At 38.6% G+C, this 25,070-nt stretch carries 19 protein-coding genes and 1 pseudogene; 4 read left to right on the forward strand and 16 right to left on the reverse strand.

What is annotated here, in order from left to right:
• Positions 1 to 113 precede the first annotated feature (113 nt).
• From NSQ73_RS23345 to NSQ73_RS23385, 9 genes and pseudogenes are all read right to left on the reverse strand, one after another.
• Positions 114 to 671 (reverse strand): hypothetical protein, encoded by a 558-nt coding sequence (locus NSQ73_RS23345; RefSeq protein ID WP_340988363.1) that lies wholly within the window; start codon positions 669 to 671, stop codon positions 114 to 116.
• Positions 672 to 774: 103 nt separating this feature from the next.
• Positions 775 to 1,677 carry an ATP-binding protein gene (locus NSQ73_RS23350; RefSeq protein WP_340988364.1) on the reverse strand — a complete coding sequence of 301 codons (903 nt, stop codon included), beginning with the start codon at positions 1,675 to 1,677 and terminating at the stop codon, positions 775 to 777.
• Positions 1,678 to 1,880: 203 nt separating this feature from the next.
• A complete protein-coding gene (locus tag NSQ73_RS23355) occupies positions 1,881 to 2,072 on the reverse strand; it encodes a hypothetical protein (protein ID WP_340988365.1) in 192 nt (63 codons plus the stop codon).
• 77 nt (positions 2,073 to 2,149) lie between these two features.
• The gene (locus tag NSQ73_RS23360; protein ID WP_340989379.1) at positions 2,150 to 2,302 is read right to left on the reverse strand and encodes a TIGR02391 family protein; all 153 of its coding nucleotides are present in this window, start codon (positions 2,300 to 2,302) and stop codon (positions 2,150 to 2,152) included.
• Positions 2,303 to 2,351: 49 nt separating this feature from the next.
• Positions 2,352 to 3,221: a hypothetical protein gene (locus NSQ73_RS23365; protein WP_340988366.1), complete on the reverse strand. Its 870-nt coding sequence runs from the start codon at positions 3,219 to 3,221 to the stop codon at positions 2,352 to 2,354.
• Positions 3,222 to 3,958: 737 nt separating this feature from the next.
• Entirely contained in the window at positions 3,959 to 5,125 is a 1,167-nt protein-coding gene (locus NSQ73_RS23370; RefSeq protein WP_340988367.1) for an AlbA family DNA-binding domain-containing protein, read from the reverse strand.
• Positions 5,126 to 5,819: 694 nt separating this feature from the next.
• Positions 5,820 to 7,198, reverse strand: a pseudogene (ltrA, locus tag NSQ73_RS23375) (group II intron reverse transcriptase/maturase).
• Between the two features lie 541 nt (positions 7,199 to 7,739).
• The gene (locus NSQ73_RS23380) at positions 7,740 to 8,978 is read right to left on the reverse strand and encodes an MBL fold metallo-hydrolase (RefSeq protein WP_340988368.1); all 1,239 of its coding nucleotides are present in this window, start codon (positions 8,976 to 8,978) and stop codon (positions 7,740 to 7,742) included.
• 117 nt (positions 8,979 to 9,095) lie between these two features.
• Complete coding sequence (locus tag NSQ73_RS23385) at positions 9,096 to 9,392, reverse strand: hypothetical protein (RefSeq protein WP_340988369.1); 297 nt, start codon at positions 9,390 to 9,392, stop codon at positions 9,096 to 9,098.
• A gap of 423 nt (positions 9,393 to 9,815) precedes the next feature.
• On the opposite strand from NSQ73_RS23385, the gene NSQ73_RS23390 reads away from it, so the two are divergent.
• Positions 9,816 to 12,389, forward strand: coding sequence for an AAA family ATPase (locus NSQ73_RS23390; protein WP_340988370.1), 2,574 nt, complete (start codon positions 9,816 to 9,818; stop codon positions 12,387 to 12,389).
• A gap of 98 nt (positions 12,390 to 12,487) precedes the next feature.
• Positions 12,488 to 13,513 (forward strand): hypothetical protein, encoded by a 1,026-nt coding sequence (locus NSQ73_RS23395; protein WP_340988371.1) that lies wholly within the window; start codon positions 12,488 to 12,490, stop codon positions 13,511 to 13,513.
• Between the two features lie 107 nt (positions 13,514 to 13,620).
• Here the strand turns inward: NSQ73_RS23395 and NSQ73_RS23400 are convergent, their stop codons facing one another.
• Both NSQ73_RS23400 and NSQ73_RS23405 read right to left on the reverse strand, forming a co-directional pair.
• Positions 13,621 to 14,205, reverse strand: a complete 585-nt coding sequence (locus tag NSQ73_RS23400) for a recombinase family protein (protein ID WP_340988372.1) — start codon at positions 14,203 to 14,205, stop codon at positions 13,621 to 13,623.
• A 234-nt stretch (positions 14,206 to 14,439) separates the two neighbouring features.
• Positions 14,440 to 14,865, reverse strand: coding sequence for a hypothetical protein (locus NSQ73_RS23405; RefSeq protein WP_340988373.1), 426 nt, complete (start codon positions 14,863 to 14,865; stop codon positions 14,440 to 14,442).
• 692 nt (positions 14,866 to 15,557) lie between these two features.
• Here NSQ73_RS23405 and NSQ73_RS23410 point away from each other — a divergent pair.
• Positions 15,558 to 15,761: a helix-turn-helix transcriptional regulator gene (locus tag NSQ73_RS23410; protein WP_340988374.1), complete on the forward strand. Its 204-nt coding sequence runs from the start codon at positions 15,558 to 15,560 to the stop codon at positions 15,759 to 15,761.
• Positions 15,762 to 15,852: 91 nt separating this feature from the next.
• On the opposite strand, the gene NSQ73_RS23415 is transcribed toward NSQ73_RS23410, so the two are convergent.
• Entirely contained in the window at positions 15,853 to 19,092 is a 3,240-nt protein-coding gene (locus tag NSQ73_RS23415; RefSeq protein ID WP_340988375.1) for a WG repeat-containing protein, read from the reverse strand.
• A 260-nt stretch (positions 19,093 to 19,352) separates the two neighbouring features.
• Between NSQ73_RS23415 and NSQ73_RS23420 the strand changes: the two genes are divergently transcribed.
• A complete protein-coding gene (locus tag NSQ73_RS23420; RefSeq protein WP_340988376.1) occupies positions 19,353 to 20,045 on the forward strand; it encodes a helix-turn-helix domain-containing protein in 693 nt (230 codons plus the stop codon).
• Positions 20,046 to 20,169: 124 nt separating this feature from the next.
• On the opposite strand, the gene NSQ73_RS23425 is transcribed toward NSQ73_RS23420, so the two are convergent.
• The 4 genes from NSQ73_RS23425 to NSQ73_RS23440 form a co-directional block, all read right to left on the reverse strand.
• On the reverse strand, positions 20,170 to 21,057 hold the full coding sequence (locus NSQ73_RS23425) for a leucine-rich repeat domain-containing protein (RefSeq protein ID WP_340988377.1): 888 nt from the start codon (positions 21,055 to 21,057) through the stop codon (positions 20,170 to 20,172).
• Between the two features lie 377 nt (positions 21,058 to 21,434).
• The gene (locus tag NSQ73_RS23430; RefSeq protein WP_340988378.1) at positions 21,435 to 22,391 is read right to left on the reverse strand and encodes an amidoligase family protein; all 957 of its coding nucleotides are present in this window, start codon (positions 22,389 to 22,391) and stop codon (positions 21,435 to 21,437) included.
• Positions 22,392 to 23,254: 863 nt separating this feature from the next.
• The gene (locus NSQ73_RS23435; RefSeq protein ID WP_340988379.1) at positions 23,255 to 24,112 is read right to left on the reverse strand and encodes a hypothetical protein; all 858 of its coding nucleotides are present in this window, start codon (positions 24,110 to 24,112) and stop codon (positions 23,255 to 23,257) included.
• Complete coding sequence (locus NSQ73_RS23440; RefSeq protein ID WP_340988380.1) at positions 24,105 to 24,869, reverse strand: hypothetical protein; 765 nt, start codon at positions 24,867 to 24,869, stop codon at positions 24,105 to 24,107. The genes NSQ73_RS23435 and NSQ73_RS23440 overlap by 8 nt, the downstream gene beginning before the upstream one ends.
• Between the last annotated feature and the right edge of the window lie 201 nt (positions 24,870 to 25,070).

A 25,070-nucleotide genomic window follows, 5' to 3' on the forward strand; every position in this document is an offset into this window, starting at 1 on the left:
AGTTCTCCACCGTTTTCAAAATTAAATTTGAAAACGAAATAATAAAAAAGAGTTTGACATAGATTTCAATTTTGATTTTGAAACCCCTCTTTGTTTAAAGGGGATTTCTCCCCTTAGAACAAGCTGCTATATACAAATTGTCTGCCGCCCTCTTCGAGCTGGTCTTCTTGCCGCTGCAACAACCTTTGATCATGAAGCTTAATAAGTTGTGTACTAACTGAGTTGTTTTTCTTACCAAGCACATCGGCAGCTGTTCTAGCTGTAATTTTCTTATGCTGATAAGCCAATTCCAAAAGTTCTCTTGAAGCATCACCGAGATCACCAATGATCTCTACTGATGTTTCAGTCTGAGCGACCAAAACCACTTCTTCGCCCTGCAAGCTCTTTCGTAAATTGTATAAATGATCTTCTTCTTCATTGAGATTAATTAAATACAAATACTTATTATGGGTTTTGGACTCTTGTAGAATCCATTTCAAAGGCTTGATGATCACTTCATCAATTCCAGACCCATTCATACCTTCCACTTGCTCCATATCATAAACCAAAATTGATCCATATGGGGCTTCTTCGATCTGCTTCATGACCTTCTGGTTCAGCGGAATCATTGATCTTCTTCCGATTAAGCTTACCTTCGTGTCAACAGCAGGAAGTAAGTTAACCTTTAGCATAATGATCCACCATTCTTATTAGATTTGAAGATCCGATTTCAATTCCGGATTTGAAATCGTCCTTTCCTCTAATTTATACCACCTCTAGAAAGATGTCAACCCATCACACATTAATTATTATGTAATAAAATGTTCCTGGAAAATATCTCCCCTTATCTAAAAGTTCTAACCGATTTTCGTAAATACGATACATACTATCGTGAGTTCTAACATAAAACTCTGCATCTGAAGACCAACCAAATGCAGTTCTACGCACATTATTAAAGCCTTTACCCCGATCCTGTTCAGGCAAACGACTGGCTCTGGTGAAAATAGCCTTTTCAACAATCATATCATTTGAAGATCCAAAATCAACATGATCTCTAAGAGAGTCAACGATACCCCGACCAGTATCAGAAATTGCAATCTCAACTCTGCCTGGTTGAGTGCCCGTTTCTTTGTAATATTGTACACATGAATAACATTCAGCATCACTTACTTCATCTGCATGTTCCACGGCATTCTGAGCCAATTCAGTTACAATTTCTGCAATATCTGAGATTCTATTGATATGAAGTCCCTTCCCCTTCATTATCCGTTTTATTGACCGCTCCAAATCTTCAATGTCTCTATCACACCGAGAAATACGTAGCTCGTCAAGTTCTTTTTCCTTACGTTTACGATTTCGGTTATAGTAGTAATCCATGTTAATCATTTTCTCAAACGACAGTTTTACATCTTCAGGGCAAGATGTAAGAAAATTCATCCGTTCCATATAACCAACAATGTCGAACTTGTCAGATCTAGAGTCATATCTTGGTGGAATAGTTTCTAAAAAGTAAAACCGATCTAAATAGTTTAATGTTGACAGGAGAACAGTAAACCCTGCAGGCGTAAGCCACTTCAATTGACCCAAATCAACCTTTAATGGGCCATATTCCATTACTTCATCAAATATATAAGCACAACTGTCCAGCCATGATTGAATATGATAGATGTTTTTAAATTTCTCTGCGGTTTCTAACAATAGTCGCTTCTCCCAGCCTTTTGGTCTGTAATCATTTCCATTTTACTCCCATTTAAAGGTGGGGTCAAAGACTTATTGCCTAATTGTTAGTTCTCTACATGTGTGGAGTAAGCAGAGTCAACACATACATTATTTAAAAATTCGGGATGCCTAAACCGAGTTGTCATGTGTAGACAGTATTGGGAAGCAAGTAAACTCATAACTTACTTCTGTTGATTTCTTGCTCCTGGAGCAAATTCATCCCGACACCATTTGATAAAATTACCTGAGTGAAGGAGATAGGTCTTAGCAGTATTTTTGGCAATTAAGCCACTGCTCAATTTGTCGGACACTTCCTTCTCATATTCTTCAAATAATAGTTCCAGTCGCTTTATAACATCTGCTGGCGCTTTCATAAATCTCCCTCCATAGGCATCGCTTTCTCGATTCTCCGTAATACATATCAAACCACTTAAAATAAATCAATGGCATCCTATTCTGACATGTTCCATTCAACGTTTGCCACATGAGCAGTGAGATTTCTAAATGTTCCAAACAATCCTTTGGTAAAGCTAACGAAACCTTTTTTCTCACTTATTTCTGAGTCACTCCGATATTGATTAATCTTAAGCAGCGGAAAAGTTATAGATCCTAAAAAAGACTGCTCCCATTAAAATATCCAGCATAATGAGCAGTTAAACATCTATTTCACGGAAACTCATGATATCCTTTATCGGAACGCTGAATGTGTCCAATAAACGTATTATCGGGTTATCGTAATCACTCAACTGACCGAATAACTGTTTACTGAAGTAGTTGATTATATATCTGTAAATACGAAATATCTTCTGTTTGTTGTTCAGTCGGTCATTATAATCAAATATTACCTTTGATATATCTGCTTTAAAATTGACACTGAATATTTTACGCTGTTGTCGCCATTCAGAAAGAATGTCTGTCCTGCAGAGTACTCTGCACATATCTTGCATTATTTCTGGTCCGTATAATATATGCTTAACATCCGAATGCTCATGTATCCCTTCACTAAAGAGAAATCCATTAACACACTTATCTTGAGAGACATTTTTTGAGCCAGCAAATCTCCGCTTAATCATACCGACAGAATGCTTGTTATCATCATTACAATAATCATCCCAATTTACGAGTACTTTATTATAGTAAGTTTGCAATTCCCCTTGATTCTCTTTAAACTCTAGGTTGTTGCTTTGTAAGAACTCTTTCAAACATGTCTCATTTACCAGCGCATCAACAAGATTGTAAAGTGGCTCTCCATCTGGATTATTAACACCGATTCTAGTTGTCAAGTGATTAATAGAGACTTGTTCAAAGATGACTTCATTAAAGCTGAGCTTTAATTGCCCTCTTTTCCCAGCCACATATCCAAAAAAATGATTAATATCCACATTTGAAACTTCTGAGACATCCCTCAAGATTCGCATGTTTGATGTAAAGTATTTCCTCACATCAACTGCAGGAATACTCAAAATATCCGCTAATGAAAAAATAAGCTTAGCATCATCCGTTGTATCTAAAAGCTTTGTCATAAAACTTCACCTTAAGTTTATATTTAAATTTGTTATTATCGTTAATTTTAGATATCTCGTCAGTACAAAAGCAAGAGGTGGACCCTAAAAGGAATAGGTTCCACTCCGTAAGATTACTCGACATCATCCGAAGTATAGACATGACCGCATTTTGTGCATGTGAATACTTGATCTCCAATGCCTTGAGTTGTTACTTTCTTATCGACTTCGTGACACTTCGGACACGAAATATGAGTGTAATGGCTAGGGCAGTTAGGGTTCTCACAATTATATTCTGCTTGTGACCCTACACCACCGATATTCGTCTTAGTTCTTCCGCAACTGGTACATTTCATTCAAACGACCTCCCTTAGAAGAGCATCATGTTTCCACCTGTAAATATTCACCAAAGGCGTTTATTATTCCTGCTTAAAAATCAAGAATCGACAATAATTTGAAGTCGCAAGGCCCCCCCCTTAAACTTCATGCCAATAGCCAGAATGCATTACTTGTTGATCTTCCTTATACCTGGCTCAAAATCGTTATTAGACCATTGAATAAACGTGGATACATGCCGGAGGAACGTTTTGGCGGTCTTTTCTTCAAGTTTACCGTCATTCATCTTCTTTGTTACCTCTTGCTCATATAACCTTTCCCCCTATAAGTATTAAGACCATTATATTAGAAAAGGAAATTTCTTGTAAGTAATTGGTGATTATGACTGGAGTATTGTGAGTCGGAGATTGTGATCAAGAATATCATCGTAACAAATAATCAGTTTGTCGGAACTCATTAAGCATCTGATTTAAAGCTTTCCCAATGTTGAGACGAGTCACAATTTGTTTCCGCTCAAGGTTATTACTGGCTTCAATCCAAGAATACCCGCCTTCCAGTGATTTCAACTTATCCAGAAAAACTTCCTTATTAATTTGAACATACCCCATAAAAGTGTCCTTCTCTAAAGTGTCCTCGAATAGCAGTACGACCTCAAAGAATCTCCGCCGCGCATACCCCTCTTCAAAGCTATCCTCGTCATATATGAACTCATTCAATTTATAGTGTGGACTATCCTTTGTAAAATACTTCATGGCGAATTCAGGATTAGACTTGTATTCACTAAAAGTGAAAAATCCCCATTCAGGAACAGGAGTACTATACTGAGCGCTGTCAAGAACTACAACTTGTCTACCATAGAGTTGAGTACCAAAATATTTGACACTTAACATTTGATACATAGTTGATGAATTGGTCATCGCATAAGCATAAAACTCCGACCGAGCTTCTCGACTGTCCTCTCCAAATTCCAACGTGATTGTTAATTCTGGATTAAAGATATTGTAGTAAGTATCTTCATCTTTCGTCCATTCGTCTTTATTCTCAAGCCGTTTAATGATCTGCTCGAACGGGGAACGGGTTAGCAAGAAGCGCTTCTTCCATAGGTACTCAATATTGTTTATATCTGCGCTCTTATCGATGTCCGTGTTGGTATCTCCAACGCGGGTGTATATATGGTTGGCGCGGACTTTTCTGCCTTTGTCAAGGAAGTCCTCTGTCAGATAGTAGGGGGTGTCGGTGCTGTTCTTTATAATCAGGACATCTACCTCATGACCGGCAAGAAGTAATGTCAGCAACTCGACTCGTGGTCGGATGCCGGAGACAAATTTCTTAGCCTTCAGGAAGTCGATCATTTGCTGCTGATTCCTACGATGCTCGTCATTCTCGACCCCGATCACTTCGAAGGTCTTGTCCGCAATTCCGAAGATGATGTAGGCATCCCTGTCAACTCGGTTGTTCGCCATACAGATAATATCATGGAGCAGGTTGGCATCATTGGAATGGTGCTGCTGTTTGAAATCCCAATAATCATCTTCACGTTCTGATTTGATCAGTGCTTTAACTTCATCTTTTAAGTCGATACCCCACAAGGATTATCACCTGCCACTTTGAATAATTAATCACCTAAATTATAACAAAAATTCGACACATGTGCCGGTTAATTAAATACTCTTTAAAAGAGTTGCTGAACTTCATTACCAGATAAATTGAATAATCCGATTAAACCTAAATGACGGGAATGTATAAGTGGCTTGCAAGACCTTCAAAAATTTCTTTCCCGATACCCCTTTGGCATGATAATTCAACCACGACTCAAATTACGCATTGCGACCAACCTTAACCATCGGGATAAAAAGATACACATCATTCATGGTGAGAGTGGCAACTCGGATACTGTTCTGCGGGTTCGAGCCGAAGCTGTCGCGCGTACCTTCATCAGTCTTGATGAAAGGAGCAGGCCTCCAATTGATTCCTCCATCTTGTCGATACCAAGTCCAGCGCGCTGATCCGGCTGGAACATGCTCAAATAAGTTGATAATGTTACTGCCGTGTGTTACCTGAATCTTTACTATTGTCATTGCTTCCTGAACGATAATTTATGAATCTACTCTAATTAGTTGAACAACTTAAAACTTTTCAACTCCGTCAAAGACAATTGATGCAACCCATAAATACAAAAATCACATTTACCGGAGTGTGAGAGGGGAAAAGCATCATTATTGTTGAGCCCCCGTCCTCTCACACCACCGTACATGCGAGTCCGCATACGGCGGTTCCAAAAGGTTAACAAAGCTCCAGATAACGTGAAAGCAAACTTTTCAGCCCTTTCGCTTCCCAGTAGGAAGTCGGAAGGGTACTATTTGTGTTCCGGGACATTTTCCATGCTCCGTGCCGCGAGTTAGCCATCGCCAAACCTGCCCACTCGGTACCTCAAGTGCCCGGAGTTCACGGATTCGTGTACGCACTCGTTTCCATTGCTTCCACAAACACATTCGGAGTCTTCTCCGAATCCACTGATCCAGTTTCTGGAGGTGTGTCTTCGCCGTGGCGAGACGGAAGTAGCCAAGCCAGCCCATCAGATATTGATCTAATCGGCTGATTCGTTCTTCCATTGAGATGGGAACAGGTCCGGTTCGTTAACTCTCGAATTCTCTCTTTACATGCTTGGAGACTCTTCGGTGCGATTAGGATCCCCGCCTGTTTCTGGCTCAGGAAGCTGAATCCTAAGAACTTCCGGTGCCAAGGCCTTGCTACTGCACTTTTCTCCCGGTTCACTTTCAGTTTTAGCTTTCCTTCTAAATATCGACTAACCGATTCCATGACTCGTTCTCCCGCTCGTTTACTCGCCACAAAGACAAAGATATTACAATCGTCCGCATAGCGGACGAATCGCATGCCGCGTCCGGTCAATTCCTTATCCAGATCATCCAGTAAAATGTTTGCTAAAAGCGGACTGAGGGGACCGCCTTGTGGCGTTCCATCTTGGCTGCACTCCAACTTTCCATCTACCATGGCTCCGGCGTTTAAGTAGGCTCGAATGAGTGTCAACACACGTTTGTCCGTCACTTTCCGCGCCGCTCTTGCCATGTCGTGATTTACCTGGTCAAAGAAATTCTCCAGATCCAAGTCCACGACCCATCTCAGGCCACTTTGGATAGATCTTTGGGCTTGTTTCACTGCGTCATGCGCACTCTTTCCCAGCCGGGGAACCGTAGCTATACCACGAGAATTGTGCTTCAAAGATCTGGTTCATCACTTGTAGAAGGGCTTGCTGGAGAAAGCGATCCATGACGGTCGGAATGCCTAGCAGCGTTACACCGCCTCCAGGTTTGGGAATTTTCACCCGTTTGACTGGCGCAGGTCTGTAGGTTCCTGCTAGTAGTTCGGCTTTCACCGATTCCCAATGTGTCTTTAAGTACACTTGTAGATTCGCTACCGTTACATGGTCCACACCGGGAGCTCCTCCGTTTTGGACCACCCGTTTGTAGGCGAGTCGAAGGTTACTTCCTTCGAGCATTCGACCCAGCAAGTTATTAGGAAGGGGCGACTTGTGCCGACGAAGAACTCTGCGCTCCAGCATACCCTGACGGCTTCACCGCTTCTCTTTGCTGGTAGCTCTCTTGTGAGATATTCGGCTGTCTTTGCTCTTCATACGAACGCATCGGTTTCCTCCCTCCTTTCGGTTCAGCCCTTCCGTAAGCTGTTGCAACAGCTTACGTACTATGGCCTCTGCTGATTCCTGCCAGTTCAGCGTAGCCTCTCGACTACGGTTACAAGTTTTTTTCCTTGCTTGTCTAGCAGGTCTCCCCAGATAAGAACGTCATCTTTCCGCCCGCGACCACTGGAGTTTACCGCGTCAGCCCTTAGCGGCTTTGGATTTCGTCATGTATGGGTGACTCATCCGACTGACACAGCCTCAAATCCAGTTCGTGTACCTTGGCCAGTGCTTTTGCCTCTGGCTTCCTTCAGATTCCACCTCACCGTGGACACCCTTGCCCTTGGCTAACGGTAGGCGCTCGCCAGCCCCCGTTCGGGACATTCACTCTAAAGATAACGCCCATGCTGGGCGCACATGAAAAAGGCAGAGTCATATTGACCCTGCCTTGAGGTACTCATAATTTCATGTCGATGGAAGATACTAAATGAAAGCATAAATAAGTTTTATAACAATCTCTTTACCTTACTGATAGGTTTCTTCTTTTACTAATTTTGAGATGTCCACCCGCTCACCCATATTTCCACAAATTCACTTCCACCAATAAACTCCTGTTGGCATGTAATTATGTCATCAACAACGTCGATACTTGGATGTCCATAAGTATTCGAAAAGCCTGAAGAAGAGATGAAAGTTTCTGCATTAACACAGTCCTTAAGCAATGCTCTATTCCAATTATGTTTAGACCCGTGATGTGGAAGTAGGATAAAGAGAATCTCTTGCAACTCATATTGAAAATGTCTTGTGAATTGTGAATAATTAGTTTCACTTAGTTTAATATCCCCGAGTAAGAGTTGCCCTATTGCATCATTAATAGTCCTATCCCTATGATCAATTCTCTGTATATTAAGCAGCCTAAAGTCTCTTACTACACTCATTATACCTGTCTTATTATATTGTTTTAATGGAGCATGGAATAATACAAGTGATGTATCGTTAAAATCACCTCTTCTTTTATTAAGAGATTCTTCATAACATGTAGCTATTATTTTTCTAACTCTAGGTTCTTTCAACTGTCTTTTTAGCAAAGTCTTATCCGAAAAATCTAATATTAGCTTCAACTCTCTTTGAAACTTTTTTAGTGCATCAGAGCTAACTTTAATATTAAAGAATTTGAATATCCATATAGATGATAGTATTAGTGGTTTATTATGCTTAAATACTGCTAACTTATCACGCTCAAAACATTCATCATAAAACAGATCCTGTTTTAAAGTTGCTTTTACTTCCTTGTCCTCTTCCATTTGATTGGTATCAATTGAAGGATTATTGTCATTTGGAACTACTACTTCAATGTCATCTGGACCGTTTGCCCGACCAGGAGCAATAAATATAACACGTCTAGCTTTAGGCTTTTTGCCTCCTAAAAAATAACGAACTGGATCGAATAACAAATCAAACGTAGACGTAGTATCGCCATACCCTCCTCTGGCTAACAAATATACCTTTTCAACATCCCCTATGTATGGAAGAACCACTGTATCCACAGTTACTTGGTCAAGTAATTGTTTTAACCCGCTCACGTGATCCTCATGAAAATGAGAAATAATCAACAAGTCTATACAATTGACAGCACCATTAATTTCACCATAATTACTAATACACTTTTCCAACTGAAATTTATTATTCGATCCACAGTCATATACAAAATTCTTGTCTCCAACTCTTCCGGTGTAGAACAACCCTTGTCCGACAGGCTGGAACGTAAAATTATAGTTAATATCCATTCATGTTTCCTCCAGCAGCACAATCATATTAATTTAATTTTCAAACAACACCCGTTCAAAAAACTAGGTACACAACAACGGACTAAATGAGCACTGAACCTTTTGACCTTTATATATTCAAAACCTCTCCAATTCCTTTCCCACAACTCGTCCATGGAGTTCACGGAGTTCTCTTTGACGATCTTGATTAATCGGTTTACCTTCTGTATAGTGCTTTAATACTTGATTAGTGGTGCGATCAATGATAAGTTCTTCCGATGCATCACGAAGTCTTCTTCCAGCTTCGATCTCAATTACAATGCGATCTTTGTCTTTGTCCAGATAAGCATCAACAATCCGCTTCTCATGACTTACACCTGCAAATTCCTTTAGCTCTTTAAAGTCAATAAATATGGCTCGTTTTGTGTTATACATTCTTCACCCTCCATGGTTTTTCTTTATCACTATTTCTCCATCCATATTCTGGTCCTTAAGAACCAATACCTGCCATTAAATAAGAACATTCTGTAGACAAAAGTCAATTTTTGCTGAAAATAAGTTTTGTAAAGAAAATATAGCCAACAAGATATTCAAGGAATATTCTCTTAAAAGGGAATACTCTATCTTAGATATTTTTATCCTGAGATTAAAAGTCCGCTCTCAAAAACATCTAAATATCTAAACATAGTGTCTCCATAATTGATGACAGAATATATCTTCAGATTAGGTACAACCGAATATCTAGCAATCACTTAGTACATTGTGGTTCTGCCACCACACCAACATAATAAGACTGTATAGTACAAGCATGATATACTTGGAGTATATTCCCAAATTTTTCTCATAGGAGGAACATACATGAGTCAGGTTTTTAGAGACGTTGAGCAGTGGTTAGGACAGCGTCCACTCTGGTTACAAGATGCTGCTTATCGTCATCTTAATAACGATTCACTAACCGCTGAAGACTATCAAGACCTTACAGAATTATGCAAAAAAGAAGCACAAATATCAATATCTGAAAAAAACTACTCTCGAATTTCATCAGGTAGTTTATCAGTTAAAGATGAGCCAGCTAATTTAAGACTTGAAAGTATTAATAGCATCAAGGGTATTAGTGCTCTCTCTCCAAAAAACCCATTAAAATTAAATAAGCATTTAACCATAATATACGGCCAAAATGGTTCTGGAAAATCAAGTTATGTGCGTTTATTAAAACATATCTCTGGATCAAAAAAACCTGGTGTACTAATGGGCAATGTATACAGTAAAGAACAACACTCTCAAGAATGTAGCATCACTATATCTAGAAACGAAGAAAAGAGTGAACTACTTTGGAATCCTGCTATGGGAGTTATAGATGAACTTAGGAATTTGCAATTGTATGATACTAATTGTGCCAATATATACGTTAATGATGAGAATGAAGTGGCTTACGAACCCTGGCTTCTTCAGTTTTTTAGCAAATTAACAAATACATGTCAGGAAGTGAGCAAGCTTCTTAAAGAAGAGTTAGAAAAAATATCTCTTTTGGAATTCAAGTACCCGATTGATTATTCAAATACAAACTCTATATTGTGGCTAAGAGGAATCAGTAAATCAACTTTGGCTCAAGAAGTTGAAACCAGTTGTGAATGGGCAATTGAAGATGAAGAAAAATTGAATCAAAAAAGAAGGCAATTAAATGAACCTGTCCCATTAGCAAAAGCACAACAATTCAAACAAGTTTCTAGCAGGATTAAAAGTTTACATAATTTGTTGGATGGTGTTAAAAAATCTCTTGATGTTGAGGCCTGCTTAGATATCATTAATGCAAAAGTAGATTGTGAACGGAAAAAGCATGCAGCAGAAAAAGATGCTAATGCTATTTTTGAAAATCTCCCCTTACAAGGAGTACACTCCGAAAGCTGGAAATTACTTTGGGAACAAGCAAGAATATTTTCTGAGAAGCATGCTTATCCAAATGAGAGTTTTCCAAATGTTTCAGAAGATGCTCACTGTGTTTTATGTCAGCAACCCTTAACATCACCAGCTAGAGAAAGAATAACTTCATTTGAGAATTATGTTAAGGCTGCCTTGAATACTCAAGCAAAAGAAGCAGAAGATCATCTTGCAACATTATTGAAAAAAGTAATGGATATACCAACTCTCGAGACGTTAGAATTGTATTTCAATTCTATTGGAGCAATGTCTGAACTTGATAAACAAGGGGTGATAGATTTCTGCACTGTTCTACAATTACGAAAAAAGAGTTTGTTTAGCGCTAACTCAATTGATGAAGTCACATGCCTACCATCCGAAGATATCATATTCAGTCTAAATGAATCCGTTTTAGCAAATGATGAACAAGCTGTTACTTACAGTGAATTATCGAAGGCTGACAACAAAGACGTTATAAAAAACTATGTAACTTCTCTCGAAGCTCGCAAATGGCTGCATCTAAATAAAGCTAGTATCGCTGATAACATCGAGAAACTAAAAAAGATAAATAAATATGAACAAGCTATCACCTTAACAAAAACTCAGGCATTATCTTCAAAAAAGTCCTCGTTGACAGACCAACTGATTACAACTGAATACGTTAAGAGATTTCAAAATGAATTAAAAGAACTTGGTGGCATAAGAATAAATGTTGAACTGATAAAAACCAGAGCACAAAAAGGGCAAATTTATCACCAAATTAGACTAAAAGAATGTCCACCATCCGTAAGAGCTGCTGATGTACTAAGTGAAGGTGAATTTCGAATAGTGTCTTTAGCTGGGTTTCTTGCGGATGTAGAAGGAGGCTTAGATAGCGCTCCTTTTATCTTTGATGATCCTATCTCTTCTCTAGATCAAGTGTTTGAGGAAGCAACTGTTAAAAGAATAGCTAAGCTCAGTACTACTAGACAAGTCATTGTATTTACACATAGACTCTCTTTTCTGACACTATTGGAACAAGCCGCCAAAGAGTCAGATGTTGAGTATGATGTTACATGGCTTAGATCTGAAAGTTGGGGAAGTGGGGAACCTGGTGAAACACCAATCTTTGCCAAAAGGCCGGATAGAGCTCTTAATCAACTCCTAACAGAAAGACTTCCTAAAGCAAGTAGAATTCTCCAGGAACAAGGACGCACTGAATATGATTTGATTGCTAAAGGTTTATGTAGTGACTTTAGGGTATTAATAGAGCGTATTGTAGAAAATGACCTATTAAGTGACGTTGTTCAGCGATTCAGAAGATCTGTCAATACTCTAGGAAAAATACATAAGTTAGCACATATTTCTGCCGAAGATTGTCAAATGATCGAGGATTACATGACAAAATATTCAACATATGAGCACTCTCAAGCTAATGAAACTCCTATTATGCTTCCCGAACCCGATGAGTTAAAGGCAGATATGGAGAAGTTAAAGTCATGGCTAGATGTATTTAAGAAACGTGTCGGTGCTTAATTTGTAGATGTGATAAAGAAACCTTTTCTTGTAGAAGAGGTTTTCTTTAGCACTCAATTCAATTCGATAGTTTTGCAACGTTATTAAGGAGGACAAACTTGAACATAGAACTGGAAAGTATGTTACTTTATTTCGGGAGTAATCTCACTCCCCACGAAAAACATCAATATTTACCCAAACTTCGAGACTATTTGCTCCCCTACATACTCACTCAAAAGAAACATGCTCTCAATATTGAGGCTTTATTTAAGCATGAGTTCACACGTAACGATGTTATCAAGAGTTGCGAGTATTATGTCTTAAATAACAATAATGTGAGAAGTAAAAGCGCAATTGATGATTTTCTTATAGCTCTTAACCGATTGTTTGAGGAAACACTCAACGAAAAATATCCAAATCAAAATTTAAAAAATATTCAGCCTTTCTCTAAGCTAAGTCATGAAATCGAAAAAAGTCTTGAGATACAGGGCCGATTTTTGCAGGATAGAGAAACAAACCCTCCTATTGAAGAGGACCAATTTGAACATTTATGCAATATCCTTGAGTCTACTTCAGAAAAAAATTCTTCTTTACAACCAAAGTTAATAATTAAACTAATCCTATTGTACGGCTTTAAGTTTAACAGAGTGTCTCAATTTTTGATTGATGATTTTGACATTGAAAAGCGTATTCTTAAGGTAAAACGTAATAATTCTACACAAGGTGAAATAAAATTAGAACTCCCATATTCCTTGTTTCTGGATTTTAAGAAGTACTATAATCATAGAATTAAAAACGTTACCAAGAATAGAAATTTATTTTTAACAGTAAACTCCACTCCAGTAGCATCATCTTTGATTACAGGTTTGCTTGATAAAGCGCGAGACTCATACTATTCAAAATCCCAATTAGAAGGATTAGAAGGACAAAGCAAAAATCCATTTACTGCAACAGGTCTTTCGAAGTTTGCAATAATTAACATGATACTTCAAGGAATGAGTCAAGCAGTTATTCTGGATGTAACAGGGGTAAATGAAGTAATATACAATAGTTGTCAATATAATGCAAGCAATAAACTGAGCGAAGATTATAATAGACATATTAATTATAAATTAAGAGCTATAAAGACTTTTGATAGAGTTTGACTTAACAAGTTCTAGATGCGAACACGTAATTCTCAATTTTAATAACTGTCCCCCCCTTTTTTTTTGGCTCGTCGTAGGAATATTTTAAGGATAAAATTTAGCCGTTTTTACTCATGTGAATTTTTCCTACGCCGAAGTTCTCTCTTTAATGTACTTTCACTAATCCTAGTTATATCAACAACTTCTTTCATTGTGCGAGTTTGTAACATCTCAATAGCATGATCTATTTGTCTCTTAGTGAATTTTGGGGGCCTTCCTTCACGGAACCCCTCCTTTTGCCTAGCTATCGCTTTACCAGCCTGTGTTCTCTCAATAATCATCGACCTTTCGAATTCTGCAAATGCGAAAAGATTGGTTAATAGCATTTTCCCGACTGGTGTGTCCTCAACAAGACCCATGTTCAAAATGTGGATTATTACCCCTCTGCTATGCAATTCCTCAACATACCGCAATCCCTCTCTTACAGTTCTACAGAATCGATCAAGCTTGGTGACCACTAAAATATCCCCGGCATTTAATCCAGTAATTACGAGGTTAAATTTAGGCCTATCATCTTTTGCCCCGCTATACTGCTCCTCGATGATAAATGCGTTATTGTACCTGCTCCTAATCTCCAGGCTCTGTTGCTCCAAGCTATTACCATCCAGTTGTGTTCTTGTAGAGACCCTGCAGTATCCGATAATTTTGCCCATTTACCCCCACCGCCTAATTTGATTTATGACCCCCAGTTATGACACCCGCTAAACCCGCATTATACCGTCTGCTTTTCGCTATCTAAGGAGGGGGCCAAAACTCAAGAGTTTTGACCTATACGCAAGGCCCAAATACAATCCATTAGTCCGATTTATCGGATAGTGTTCCTTTAAAGCGACACCCTAACTCCGGGGGCTACCTAATAGAAAAGTTGGTACATAACGTACTCACGTTCAATAAGGTCTTTTGAGCATCTTACTAACTTGATATTTTAGAACATTTGACTTAAAGTGCGCCAATGCTTCAGATACATCCTTTTCATTCCTAGCCAACTCAATGTTGTTAATTGTTTTAGCACCCAGGAATGCTTCCATTTCCATCTCAACCTCAGAAAGAATTGTTTTAAGTTCAATTACATCCAACCTGAGGAAGGCTGCAGTTGTAATAAGGCATTTGCCGTTTGAACAGTAATGCTTAATACATTGCTGAGCAGAATCAGGAAGTGTTTGCAAAAAGTCTTCAAACATAAAAAACTCAATAGTTCGAAGTGCGTTATATTTCTGCGAAATCAACATCCTCACTTGATTGTTCACTTGATCGGAAAAGACCAGCTCAAAATACCGTGCGTAGTGCCTTTGCAGATCATTGAGAATCTTCAACAAAACTACCCCTTTCTGAATTTGTACTAAATTACATAATAATGTCTAACTTAAAACCCCATAACATTTGAAATTAAAGGTGTCCATCTATGTTGTTGATCCCGAATCTACTGTGTAAATTAAATAAATGTTCGTGAAGACTAAAAGAATTTATACACTTATAAAAAGAAAAACAGTATAGACTCAGCGGGGAGTGCTATACTGTCTTTTTTAAGTTGATGTCTTGTTTTCAGTGCCTAGCGAATTTTTAGATAAATGCTATAGCACAAAGTCCCTAAAAACATTGAACTATGAGCAAGAAAGAAAATCCACTTAGCCGTTTGGCCACTTGCAAACTAGCAGCTTCTTTAAGCATGCAGACGAAACAACAGCTGTAAGAAATACCGGAAAGTATGATTACAATACTTAAACACCAGCACTCTGATAGAAATAAAACACACTCTCCACCTCTATGCTACATATTACAAGTTGGTGTTCATTAGACCATTAACCCATCATCACTGACATTCATAACTCCAGAAATTTAGTAACTTTGCAATCATAGTTCATTAATCATCTTCACAAATTAATATCTCAAGGTAAAAGCCAAAATACCACCTATACTTCGTGTATTATAGTACGCCAATTATAATTTGTTATCAAAAGTTCACGTATTGTCTACGATTAGGGAAAAGGGCAAGGAGTGTTTCCCATTGAAGCTCAGCGATGCCAGAACTGATAAAAACTATACTCAAGAGAAATTAAGCCGATTACTAAACGTTTCTTTGAAGCATTATCAAAATATTGAATATGGGATTACAACGCCAGCGGTTAACATTGCTTTACATATCTGCGAGATACTCGAAGTTGATCCTCGGGAAATTGACGAATGGAAAGACAGAAGACCCCCAGTATAAGTAGATAAATTAAATATACACCTGACCAGTTGCGAGCCTCTAAGAGACCAGCGCAATTGAGCAGGTGTATTTTGGTTTTCTCTCTAGAAGCTTACAGCTTCAACAAGTCCGATAAACGTAATAATGTAGTAAGGCTTTCAGCACGTGTGGTTTTGTTTAAGGGATGAAAGGCCCCATCAGGCATGCCTTGCATTATTCCTAAATTAGTTACCTTAGAGACCCCTTCACTAGCCCAAGCACTTATCGCAGTGTTATCAGTAAAGGCATTCTGCCCCTCTACATTATGGCTAGCACTTATCTTCTCATATGCTCTTGTTAACATAAGAGCAGCTTCTTGTCTGGTTACAGCATCCTTAGGTCTGAACGCTCCAGCATTCCCCTCAATAATACCGGCTGTTGCTGCTGCACTTACCTCCCCCGCATACCACGCGCTGCTAGATACATCATTGAAGGTGGCGTTGCTTGCATCTAATTTCAGCACACGTACAAGCAGTGCAGCAAACTCAGCACGGGTTATCGGCTGATTAGGTGCGAATTGTTCCTCACTTACCCCTGTGGCAATTTGCCTTGCAGCTAAAATTTCCACAGTACGTTGTGACCAATGGCCAGCTATATCAGCAAAAGTCTTAGTAGACTCAACAACCAAATATTCTCCGAATGCATCTGTTTTAAATGTGAGTGATCCTGAAGCAATGCGTCCTCCAGCATATGACCAGTTCCCATCCAAACCGTGCTTATAGACAGCCAATTTTTCTGCATCCTTCACATCGGCTGGTACTGGTAACTTAATTGTCGCCGTGGCTCCAATAACCGTAAACTCTTTTCCCTCGGAACTAGCATTAAAACTATACAGTACTTTACCAACAGTTTGTGTCGGAGCATTAATACTTGCCTTTTGACCTATCGTTAAAGTAAGATCAGCAATGGCCTGAAGTCCACTCAGTGGAATGCTCCATTCCACACCTTCACTTTTAAGTGTGATAGATTTCCCAGCAGCTTTTATAAGTTTAATGGCTTCTACCGAAAGAACGACCGATTTCTTATGATCTGCATCTGCCTTAAGTGTGTCTAAGTCAATGGTTAATGTGGACTTAGTGGAATCTTTAAGTTCATTGGTTACCCAATCCGCTGCAATATTTAGCGAAGAACTACTGCTAATTGGAACTGGAGTTGAAGTAGATGCCGGTGTGGCTACAGGCACGCTTCCTCCACCTCCGCCACCTGAACCTCCATCATTCCCTGTGTTGCCTGTTGATGTCTTGAAATCCGATGCTTTGATTTGGACCTGAGCGAACCCTTCTACTTTCCCTTCTGAGTTCACTTCATAGATGCCAACATAATTCCCGGCGGATAAACCTTGTATGTCTTTTCCAGAGATATACGGACTAATTACCCCTACGCCTCTAGGAGCTATGCTCCCTTTATAAGGTGTAGGTATGGAAACAGTTGATACTCTCAAAGACAAATAATTTAATTCGTTATAAGTACTAACTGACACTGCAACTGAACCCGTAGCTGTACCTGGTGCAGCAGTTAGACTTAGAGATGGAGCAGGTACTCCTGCCTTAATATCAGTAGTCACAAGTAAGTGTGAACTGAAACGATAAATCTTACCAGTATTGTCTGTCTCATATACACCCACAGTTTGTCCTGCAGAAACTGCGTTTAATTCACCTGCCCTGCTTCCTGCTACCCCGTTACTTTCCAAAGTAATAGCATTTGAAGGAACTTTGTCTGTTTCCAAATATGGAATTGCAATTGGCGCATCCGTTACAATTAATTGAAGAAGGTGCTCTGGATATTCATATACTGCGGTTATAACCGTAGAATTTTCTTGAGTTCCCGGTTCTGCAGATATAGGTGCCAAGAGAGCAGGTGCACCGATTGCTGGAGCAGAGGGATAGCTAATATAACCCCATTTACCATTTAAAGAAGCTGCAGCAAACCCTGAATTAAATGCATTCACTTGATCATATTGCAGTTTCACTACTTCTGTACCAGTAGTATCAATAAATCCCCATTTACCATTACGTTCAACAGCAGCAACATTATTGAAAAAGTAACCGTTAGAGGAACCATCTATAAGATTGGAAATATATAGAGCCTGGTCATATTGAGGAGCTACGATCTCTTCACCAGTCTTATTAATAAAACCATACTTTTCGCCACTTTTAACTAAGGCAATACCTTCATGGAATTCAGAAACTTGATCATAGAGAGCGGCTACTACAAAATCTCCAGACTTATCAATAAAGCCGTATTTGTTATTCTGCCGAACTGCGGCTAACCCTTCAGAGAAGTTGCCTCCATATTGGGTAAATTGCGGAGGGATAACAACTTCACCATTAACATTGATATAACCAGACTTCCATGATTCCCAGTCTTCGTCTCCATCCAGAAGTATGAAATTCGCCATTCCTTCATAAAAGTCCGAAATATATAAATCCTTTATACCGTTAAATTGCTCTAAACTCGCAACAACTTCTCCTGTCAGATTAATTATGACCCTTTCTTGATTTTGTCCAACGATAGCGTATCCATCTTGAAAGTTGTAGGCTCTGTTATCATGCTCTATATCTAATTCTTGCGTAGGCTCGTCATATTTAAACTCTACAACTACATTTCCGGCACGGTCGATGGCACCATACTTATCTTGGCCATATGGATAATTATCCGAACCATCCGGAATGAACTCAAATGCCCATAACAACCCTTCATCGAACAAATTATCATTTGGTTCGATATCATAATTATAATTATAGTCCGTTGCTGCAATGATCTTCCCTGTTGTATCAATGAGAATAAGTCCCGAAGAACCCCCATCCTCTAATCTTTCAGTGACAACAGCTACTCCATCGTTAAACGCAGAAGCTTGTGAATATTGTAGGGGAACTACAACTTGTCCAGCTTTATTTATATATCCCCAGCCTTCATCACCCAGTACTGCTACGAGGCCATCATTAAAGGTAGTCCCAGCATCATTGTACTTGGGTTCAATAACCTCTTTTCCAGTACTATCAATAAATCCCCACTTCTCATTCAAGTAAACTCTAGCCATTCCATTTTGGAAAAAATAAGGATCGGCAGCGATACCCCATTCATCGTCATGTGGAGGAGTATCGTACTTAGGCAGAACCACTTCATTACCATGGGTATCTATGACTCCCCATTTGCTTCCTTTTTCAACAAATGCTAATCCGTTATCACTAAAGACCTGCGCTCCATCATATTCAGGTTGAATCGCAAAAGCAGGCACTTCCTCAGCATGAACCATTGGTACAACACCAATTAAAAGTGCAATAGATAATAATAAACTGAAGTACTTTCTCATTCTATTCTCTCCTCTAATTTAGTTAATTAAGCTGTTTCTTTCACCCCTTATTTCCCGTGAAAAACACAGGTCAAGTATTATCAAGACCTTAGTGTTCATTGCACGCTATTGATTACGTACTATAATACGTGTATTATAATTGGGTAATTATACTACTCGAACATAGCATACTCTAGCCCAATGATTATTTCTATAGACTATGAGTCACATCTACTAAATACCGACAAAACATTTAAGCTGCTATCACTGGGGGGATCGTGTTGGATATTCAAGTTGAGTTTGGTAAAAGAGTGAAAGAGCTTCGGGCGCGGAGTGGCATGTCACAAGATGCACTGAGCTTTCGTTCTGGTTTAGATCGTACTTATATAAGTGGCGTAGAGCGGGGAAAACGTAATGTTACATTAGATAGTATGCAACGAATAGCTAAAGCTCTTAATGTTTCGTTGCGTTACATATTTTCAGATGAACGATTCTCTGCAGGGGCTACATATTTAAAGAAGGATTTCACTATTCCGTTTCTTAAGCGTTTCAAGTATCAACTTGACCCCGAAAAGAAAGTATTAGCCTTTCAAGTGACTGGTCTACTAACGGGGCCAGATGTGGATTATATGTGCACAAAGTTAATGGGAATATGCTCAGCTTACGGGAAAGATGAGTTAAACATTATTGTAGATCACCGGGATATGATGGCTTCTGATGGTGAGCCGGTGGTTTATTCACCTGAGGTTTCAGACAGAGCAGTGGTATTTCAACAGGAGCTGACAAAATACAGTAAACAAGTAGCTGTTTTGTGCAACTCTCAATTCATGCAGGAACAAATGGATCATGTGACTAGAATAAGTGGAATACATGACAAAACAAAACCACTGTTTGGTTCAGACAAAGACATGGTTGGAACCGCTTTTCAAATGTTTGATATTAATGGTAATGGACTCATTAAGTCCATTGTCTAAACTTTAAGTACGTAACACTCTAAATAGAAAGACACCCCAGAAATGCAGAGGTGTCTTTGAAGGACTGAATTTTTATGTAGAAGTACAAGCGAATATGTTACAGTACCAGCCTTAAACCATCACACTATGTTCTTCTCCGGCCACTATAGCTTTCCACATCATGATTACGTATCTTCAACTGATCTAAAACCTTGAAGTCAATTATCGGATTATACCCAAGATATAGCTTGTATACTCCTACCATATAAACCAAGGGGGAGATATCCTTAATGTTGTTATGACGTAAGTTCAAATAAGAAATACTTGGACAATCTTTTGTAATAAAAGACAAGTCAGATAAACTGTTATACCTTAGAGTAAGACTATAGAGATGTTGTAACCCCAATAACGAACTGAAATCACTGATATTATTATTCGACAGATCTAGTTCCGTTAACCACCTACAAGACGCTAAAGGAGAAACATCTTCTATATTGCAGTACGCTAAGCGAAGACATGTCAATCCCGAGCGTCTAAAAATCGTCTTTTTACTTGTGGAAATTTCTTCATCCTGGGACTCTGCCAGTCTCCGTAGCATTTCAAGGTCTTTTAATGAAACCTCTTGGAGTAACAAATAAGTCAATTGCTTTGTTTCCTCTAAAAATGACCAATCTAAGGTAGTGCTTCCTTTAGCTACATAGAAATCTCGTAATTCAGTAAAATGCCTAAGATAACCGAGATCTCCTACTCTAACAAATAAATAAAGCGATGAGATATGTTTGAACAGTTTTAGATCTTCTTCCCATAAGCAATTTTCCGAGTCGGCTACATTAAAATACAGATTAGGCTTACGCATTCCAAATGATGACCCCTCCAGTAACCAAGGAATAGGAAGTGCTTGTTCCGAAGAAGTACTCACAACTATTCCCGAAATTTTAGAAATGTCTTGTTGGGTTAAGCTGTTCTCTGCCACCTTCAAGGCATTCATCACTGCTCGTTTAAATCCATTATCCTTAAAATCAAGATAAATCATTTGTAGAGTCACTTCCTTTGTACAGATAATGGTTCTATACTTACTTAGCTCCATGAAATAATACTTTTGGGTTGGTTGACTGGGTTGACTCAATGAGCGGGTTGACTGGATGACTGGGTTGGCCAGCTACATAATTCTCAAGAAAAGCCTCTCTGTCTAGCAGGTATTACCATTGCTGTTGTTATTTCCTCTGCTTCCTGTTCTTATTTCCCTTTAATTATCATTGTCCACATACCTCTCCCTACTATATATGATCGCGCTGTAGAACATGGTGGAAAAAGTATTTTTGTTTCGCTAAGTGATTAGAATATTTCTTGAGTATCATTGCTTTATAACACTACCAGATTTTTTGACCGTATAGGTTCGTGTTCCCCGCCTCAAATAGTTTCAGATATAATGTGATTTATTACAGGTGGAGTACGCCATGCAGCATTACCATTCAAATGCCCTATTAAATAGTGCCGCATAGACTTAAACTCAACTCCAATTCCCCCAAGTTTTAACAACCAGACTCGCAGAGCATACTTATCATTACCTGTTTCTTGAGTAGAGATCCGGCTAGTGGCTTTCTTTTGATTTAACGCCTGTGCTGTAATTAATAGAGAAAGCTGAATATAGGATTTGATAGCAATAGGGTCAAGGCTTCCATTAAAAAGACGATATTCAATTGTTTTTTGGCTTCCCCCAAGAAGGGGATGTAAATTGAGAATCCTGTACCGAGTTACGTGATACCGTTTCCCCCTGTTATAAATCCATGCGCCTTCCCCCCTATACCATATATCAGCAAATTGCTCGAATGTTTTTGGTTTATGCTTATTGAGAAGAATTATGAAATTCTCTGGCAGGTTTCTGCAATACTTTTTTCGAAACTTAGTTATTTGCACTGACTTATTCAGTAATAACTGCTTGGCATACAATATGTTGCATAGAACTCTCAAACTGTTTGGAGTGAATCGCTCCGCTCCAATATGAATATGTAAACCTGTGCTTTCGTTTGTACCTGCACCGTTTTCCACTAAACACACAATCAATTCTTGTAGTAATGTTATATCTCTATATTGGAGAATTGGAGATATCAGTTCACATTTAAAATCATCTTCCCCCTCCTTTAGTACCCCGGCTCCTAGCATTTCTGGCCTTATAGATGCATCACGCTTAATTCTCCATATACGATTCATTGTGTCACTTATTTCGTAGCTGTCACAATATTCTTGTATTAACACCATAGTAGTGCTAAAAAACTTAGCTACTACATCCGCTGCCTCTTTTCGAGACAATCGAGTAAATTCAATCTCCACTCCAATGGTCAAATCACTATACATTACAGGTAACATTCTTTCCTCCTTCTATTGCTTTTATTTAGATTCTCTTTCCCAAAGGAAATTAGTATTCTAAAATAAAAAGTGTACTACCCCGAGAGGTAATACACTTTATGGATTTTTAAGTTTGTTCCTCCACTGCTACAAAAAGAATGCATAAGTTTTTTAGTGCTCATAAGAAGTACATTGAGAGGTATGTAGCTCATGAAAAAATATTTTTTTCCTCTAAGCCACCCTATTATCGTTTGTTTTCTCTGGCAATCTTGTGTTTTCTCAAATTTTGAGGTAAATAGAATCCTACGTTAAGTCTATGATTGCTAAGGCTAGTGCGCTTTAATGCACTGAAAACAGGACTATTAAATAATTCCACATTTTAACTTTTAGACATTTTTTACAATAACTTGAACCGACACTGAAAAGCAAGTTTTACAAAAAAAAATCCAATATAATCCCATAACATAAAGAGATTTACTACCAATTATATTAATCCCCCCTGTAAGCCCCCTAAACAGCCCTGTAAGCCCCTGAAAGACAAACGTAATATAAAGGAGAGAGCACACTACAAGAACACATGTTTGGCGAAAACAAAAGGCACATAACGCAAACGTCAAAATGCCACTAGAGAAACCATAACAAACCAAAAAGGTGCAACAAGACATAGGAAAATCAGTTTTGAGGGAGTGTTCCTTTAAGCAGGAATTTAGCAAGTAATTTTTTAAAAATACGAGGTTAGTAAACTGTAGGATACTTAGCCGTTAAGTTGCTTTGTTATTGAACTGATTGAAGCCTCAGGAAACAAAATGTCTCATGAGGCTTCAATTCACTGTAGTCTTATCATTTTCCAGATGACCAATAGAACAACATCACAGGATGCGCTGCTACAAATAAGAATGTTGCTTGGGTAGTAGATAATAAGGAATTGAAAAATCTGTCCAAATATATTCAGTTTGTTTCTCACCTTTTTTGGGGCTGCTATGCTTAGATATATCACCAAGACAGTACTTATACCATCCTCTTTCTGCCGTTAAGTGCTTGTCGTAGATGTCATTATCAGTTCCGCAGAGTAAAACCTTCATTTTCGTATTCGTAATAATATTTCCAACCATCACCTCATGATCTTTTCTTGTGAATCCGTCAAGATAAATATCAGAGTCAACATATGGAGGGTCGAGTAAAACCATCATGTCACTTCTGTCCGTGTAATTTTCAAAATAATACTCGTAACTTTTGTTGGCAACAGTGACCTCACGCATAATAGGAACTAGAGGCAAATATTTCTCCAGACTTTTTCGAGTAATGCCATTGTCGGCATTACTCGAAAAAAATGTTTTTCTATCCCCAGCACGACTATATTCAGCAACTATAATTGTAAGTGCCGCTGACTCCAACTTTGAGGTTTCGGGTAGACGCCTCTTAATATTAGCCATATTGAATGTCTTCTGAGAATTTATGCTTCCCTGTATTTTACAAGTTAAATTAATTACCTCCATTATGGCGGCGTAGTCTTTGGTACATTCCCATAGATTCGCAATTCCAAGATCTAATTCATTGTATACACGTTCCGGTGTTAGATACTGATTTAGTTGTGGTATGAACTTATTGCCGCCTCCAAATAAGTCCATAAAACCGGCAATACCAGAGGTGCGCAGTTCATGTGTAATTATTTTTATTAGAGGCTCAAGTATTCGGACCTTACCCCCTATGGTTTTTAGGGATTTAATATTCTTCTTAGACATTGCTATCGCCCGATTCAACTGGAGGCTCAAAATCAATTTTGAAAACATAACATTTTTGAACCTTTCCACCCAACGTTACCTGTTTTCTGGTTTCATCGGTGTTAGTAAATACAAGACCTTTACTCTCAAGTTTTAACAGAAGAGCGTTCATAACCTTTGTATTTCTAAATCTATATATATCATTGAGGTGCGCAGCTACAATTGCAACCGTCTGGCATTTATACTTTCTAAGCGACTTTTCATCATCTAAAATTTGACCTTTACTGTAGCCCTCGCAGTAGTTATTACTAGTTTTAGTTGGGAACACAGTCTTGTTATCCATTACGTGTTCAACCACTCTCTCATACATTTTCATGCTTTCTTCCCCCCCTACTGTCTCAGCCTGCCCTAAGAAGTAACGTTTATAACTTCCATCGTCTTCTGAAGTCTCGCCAAGTATTTTTTTAAATTTAACGAATTCTTTAAGTGGTTCAAACATGTCGCTCCCAAAACCTCCTCTATTAGCAAGCTCCTCAATTATTCTTTTTTCTTGCTTGGAGTTTTCAAGTTCACCCGCTGGAAAGAATAATGGATCTGTTTGTCCGCATTTGCTTTGCATTTTAACCACGTATGTTTTTCCGTCAAGTCCATGATGCTCCTTAAGCAAAAGAGAAATATCCCAATACTCTTCCGCCAATTCCTTAAGGCCTTTAGGCATTTGAGCCTTAGCACCTCCTGACTCATTAACATCTGCTCTCTGAAATTTGGTTTTCATCATTTTTCCATCGCCCTTCACACTAACTGAAGATCCGGATAGGCCAAACTGATGTAAGGCTTTCCTTCAGCTCCGTGTATGTATTGAGCAACCTCTTGAAAAATGTATTACGTGATAATTTTCAATTTTCTAAGATAACCATCAACCACCAAGCACATAAGAAACTTAACACTCCCCCTAAAAAAATTGCAGAAACTCAGGTTT

This window comes from Paenibacillus sp. FSL R10-2736 (genome assembly GCF_038000245.1).
GTDB lineage: Bacteria > Bacillota > Bacilli > Paenibacillales > Paenibacillaceae > Paenibacillus_AQ > Paenibacillus_AQ phytohabitans.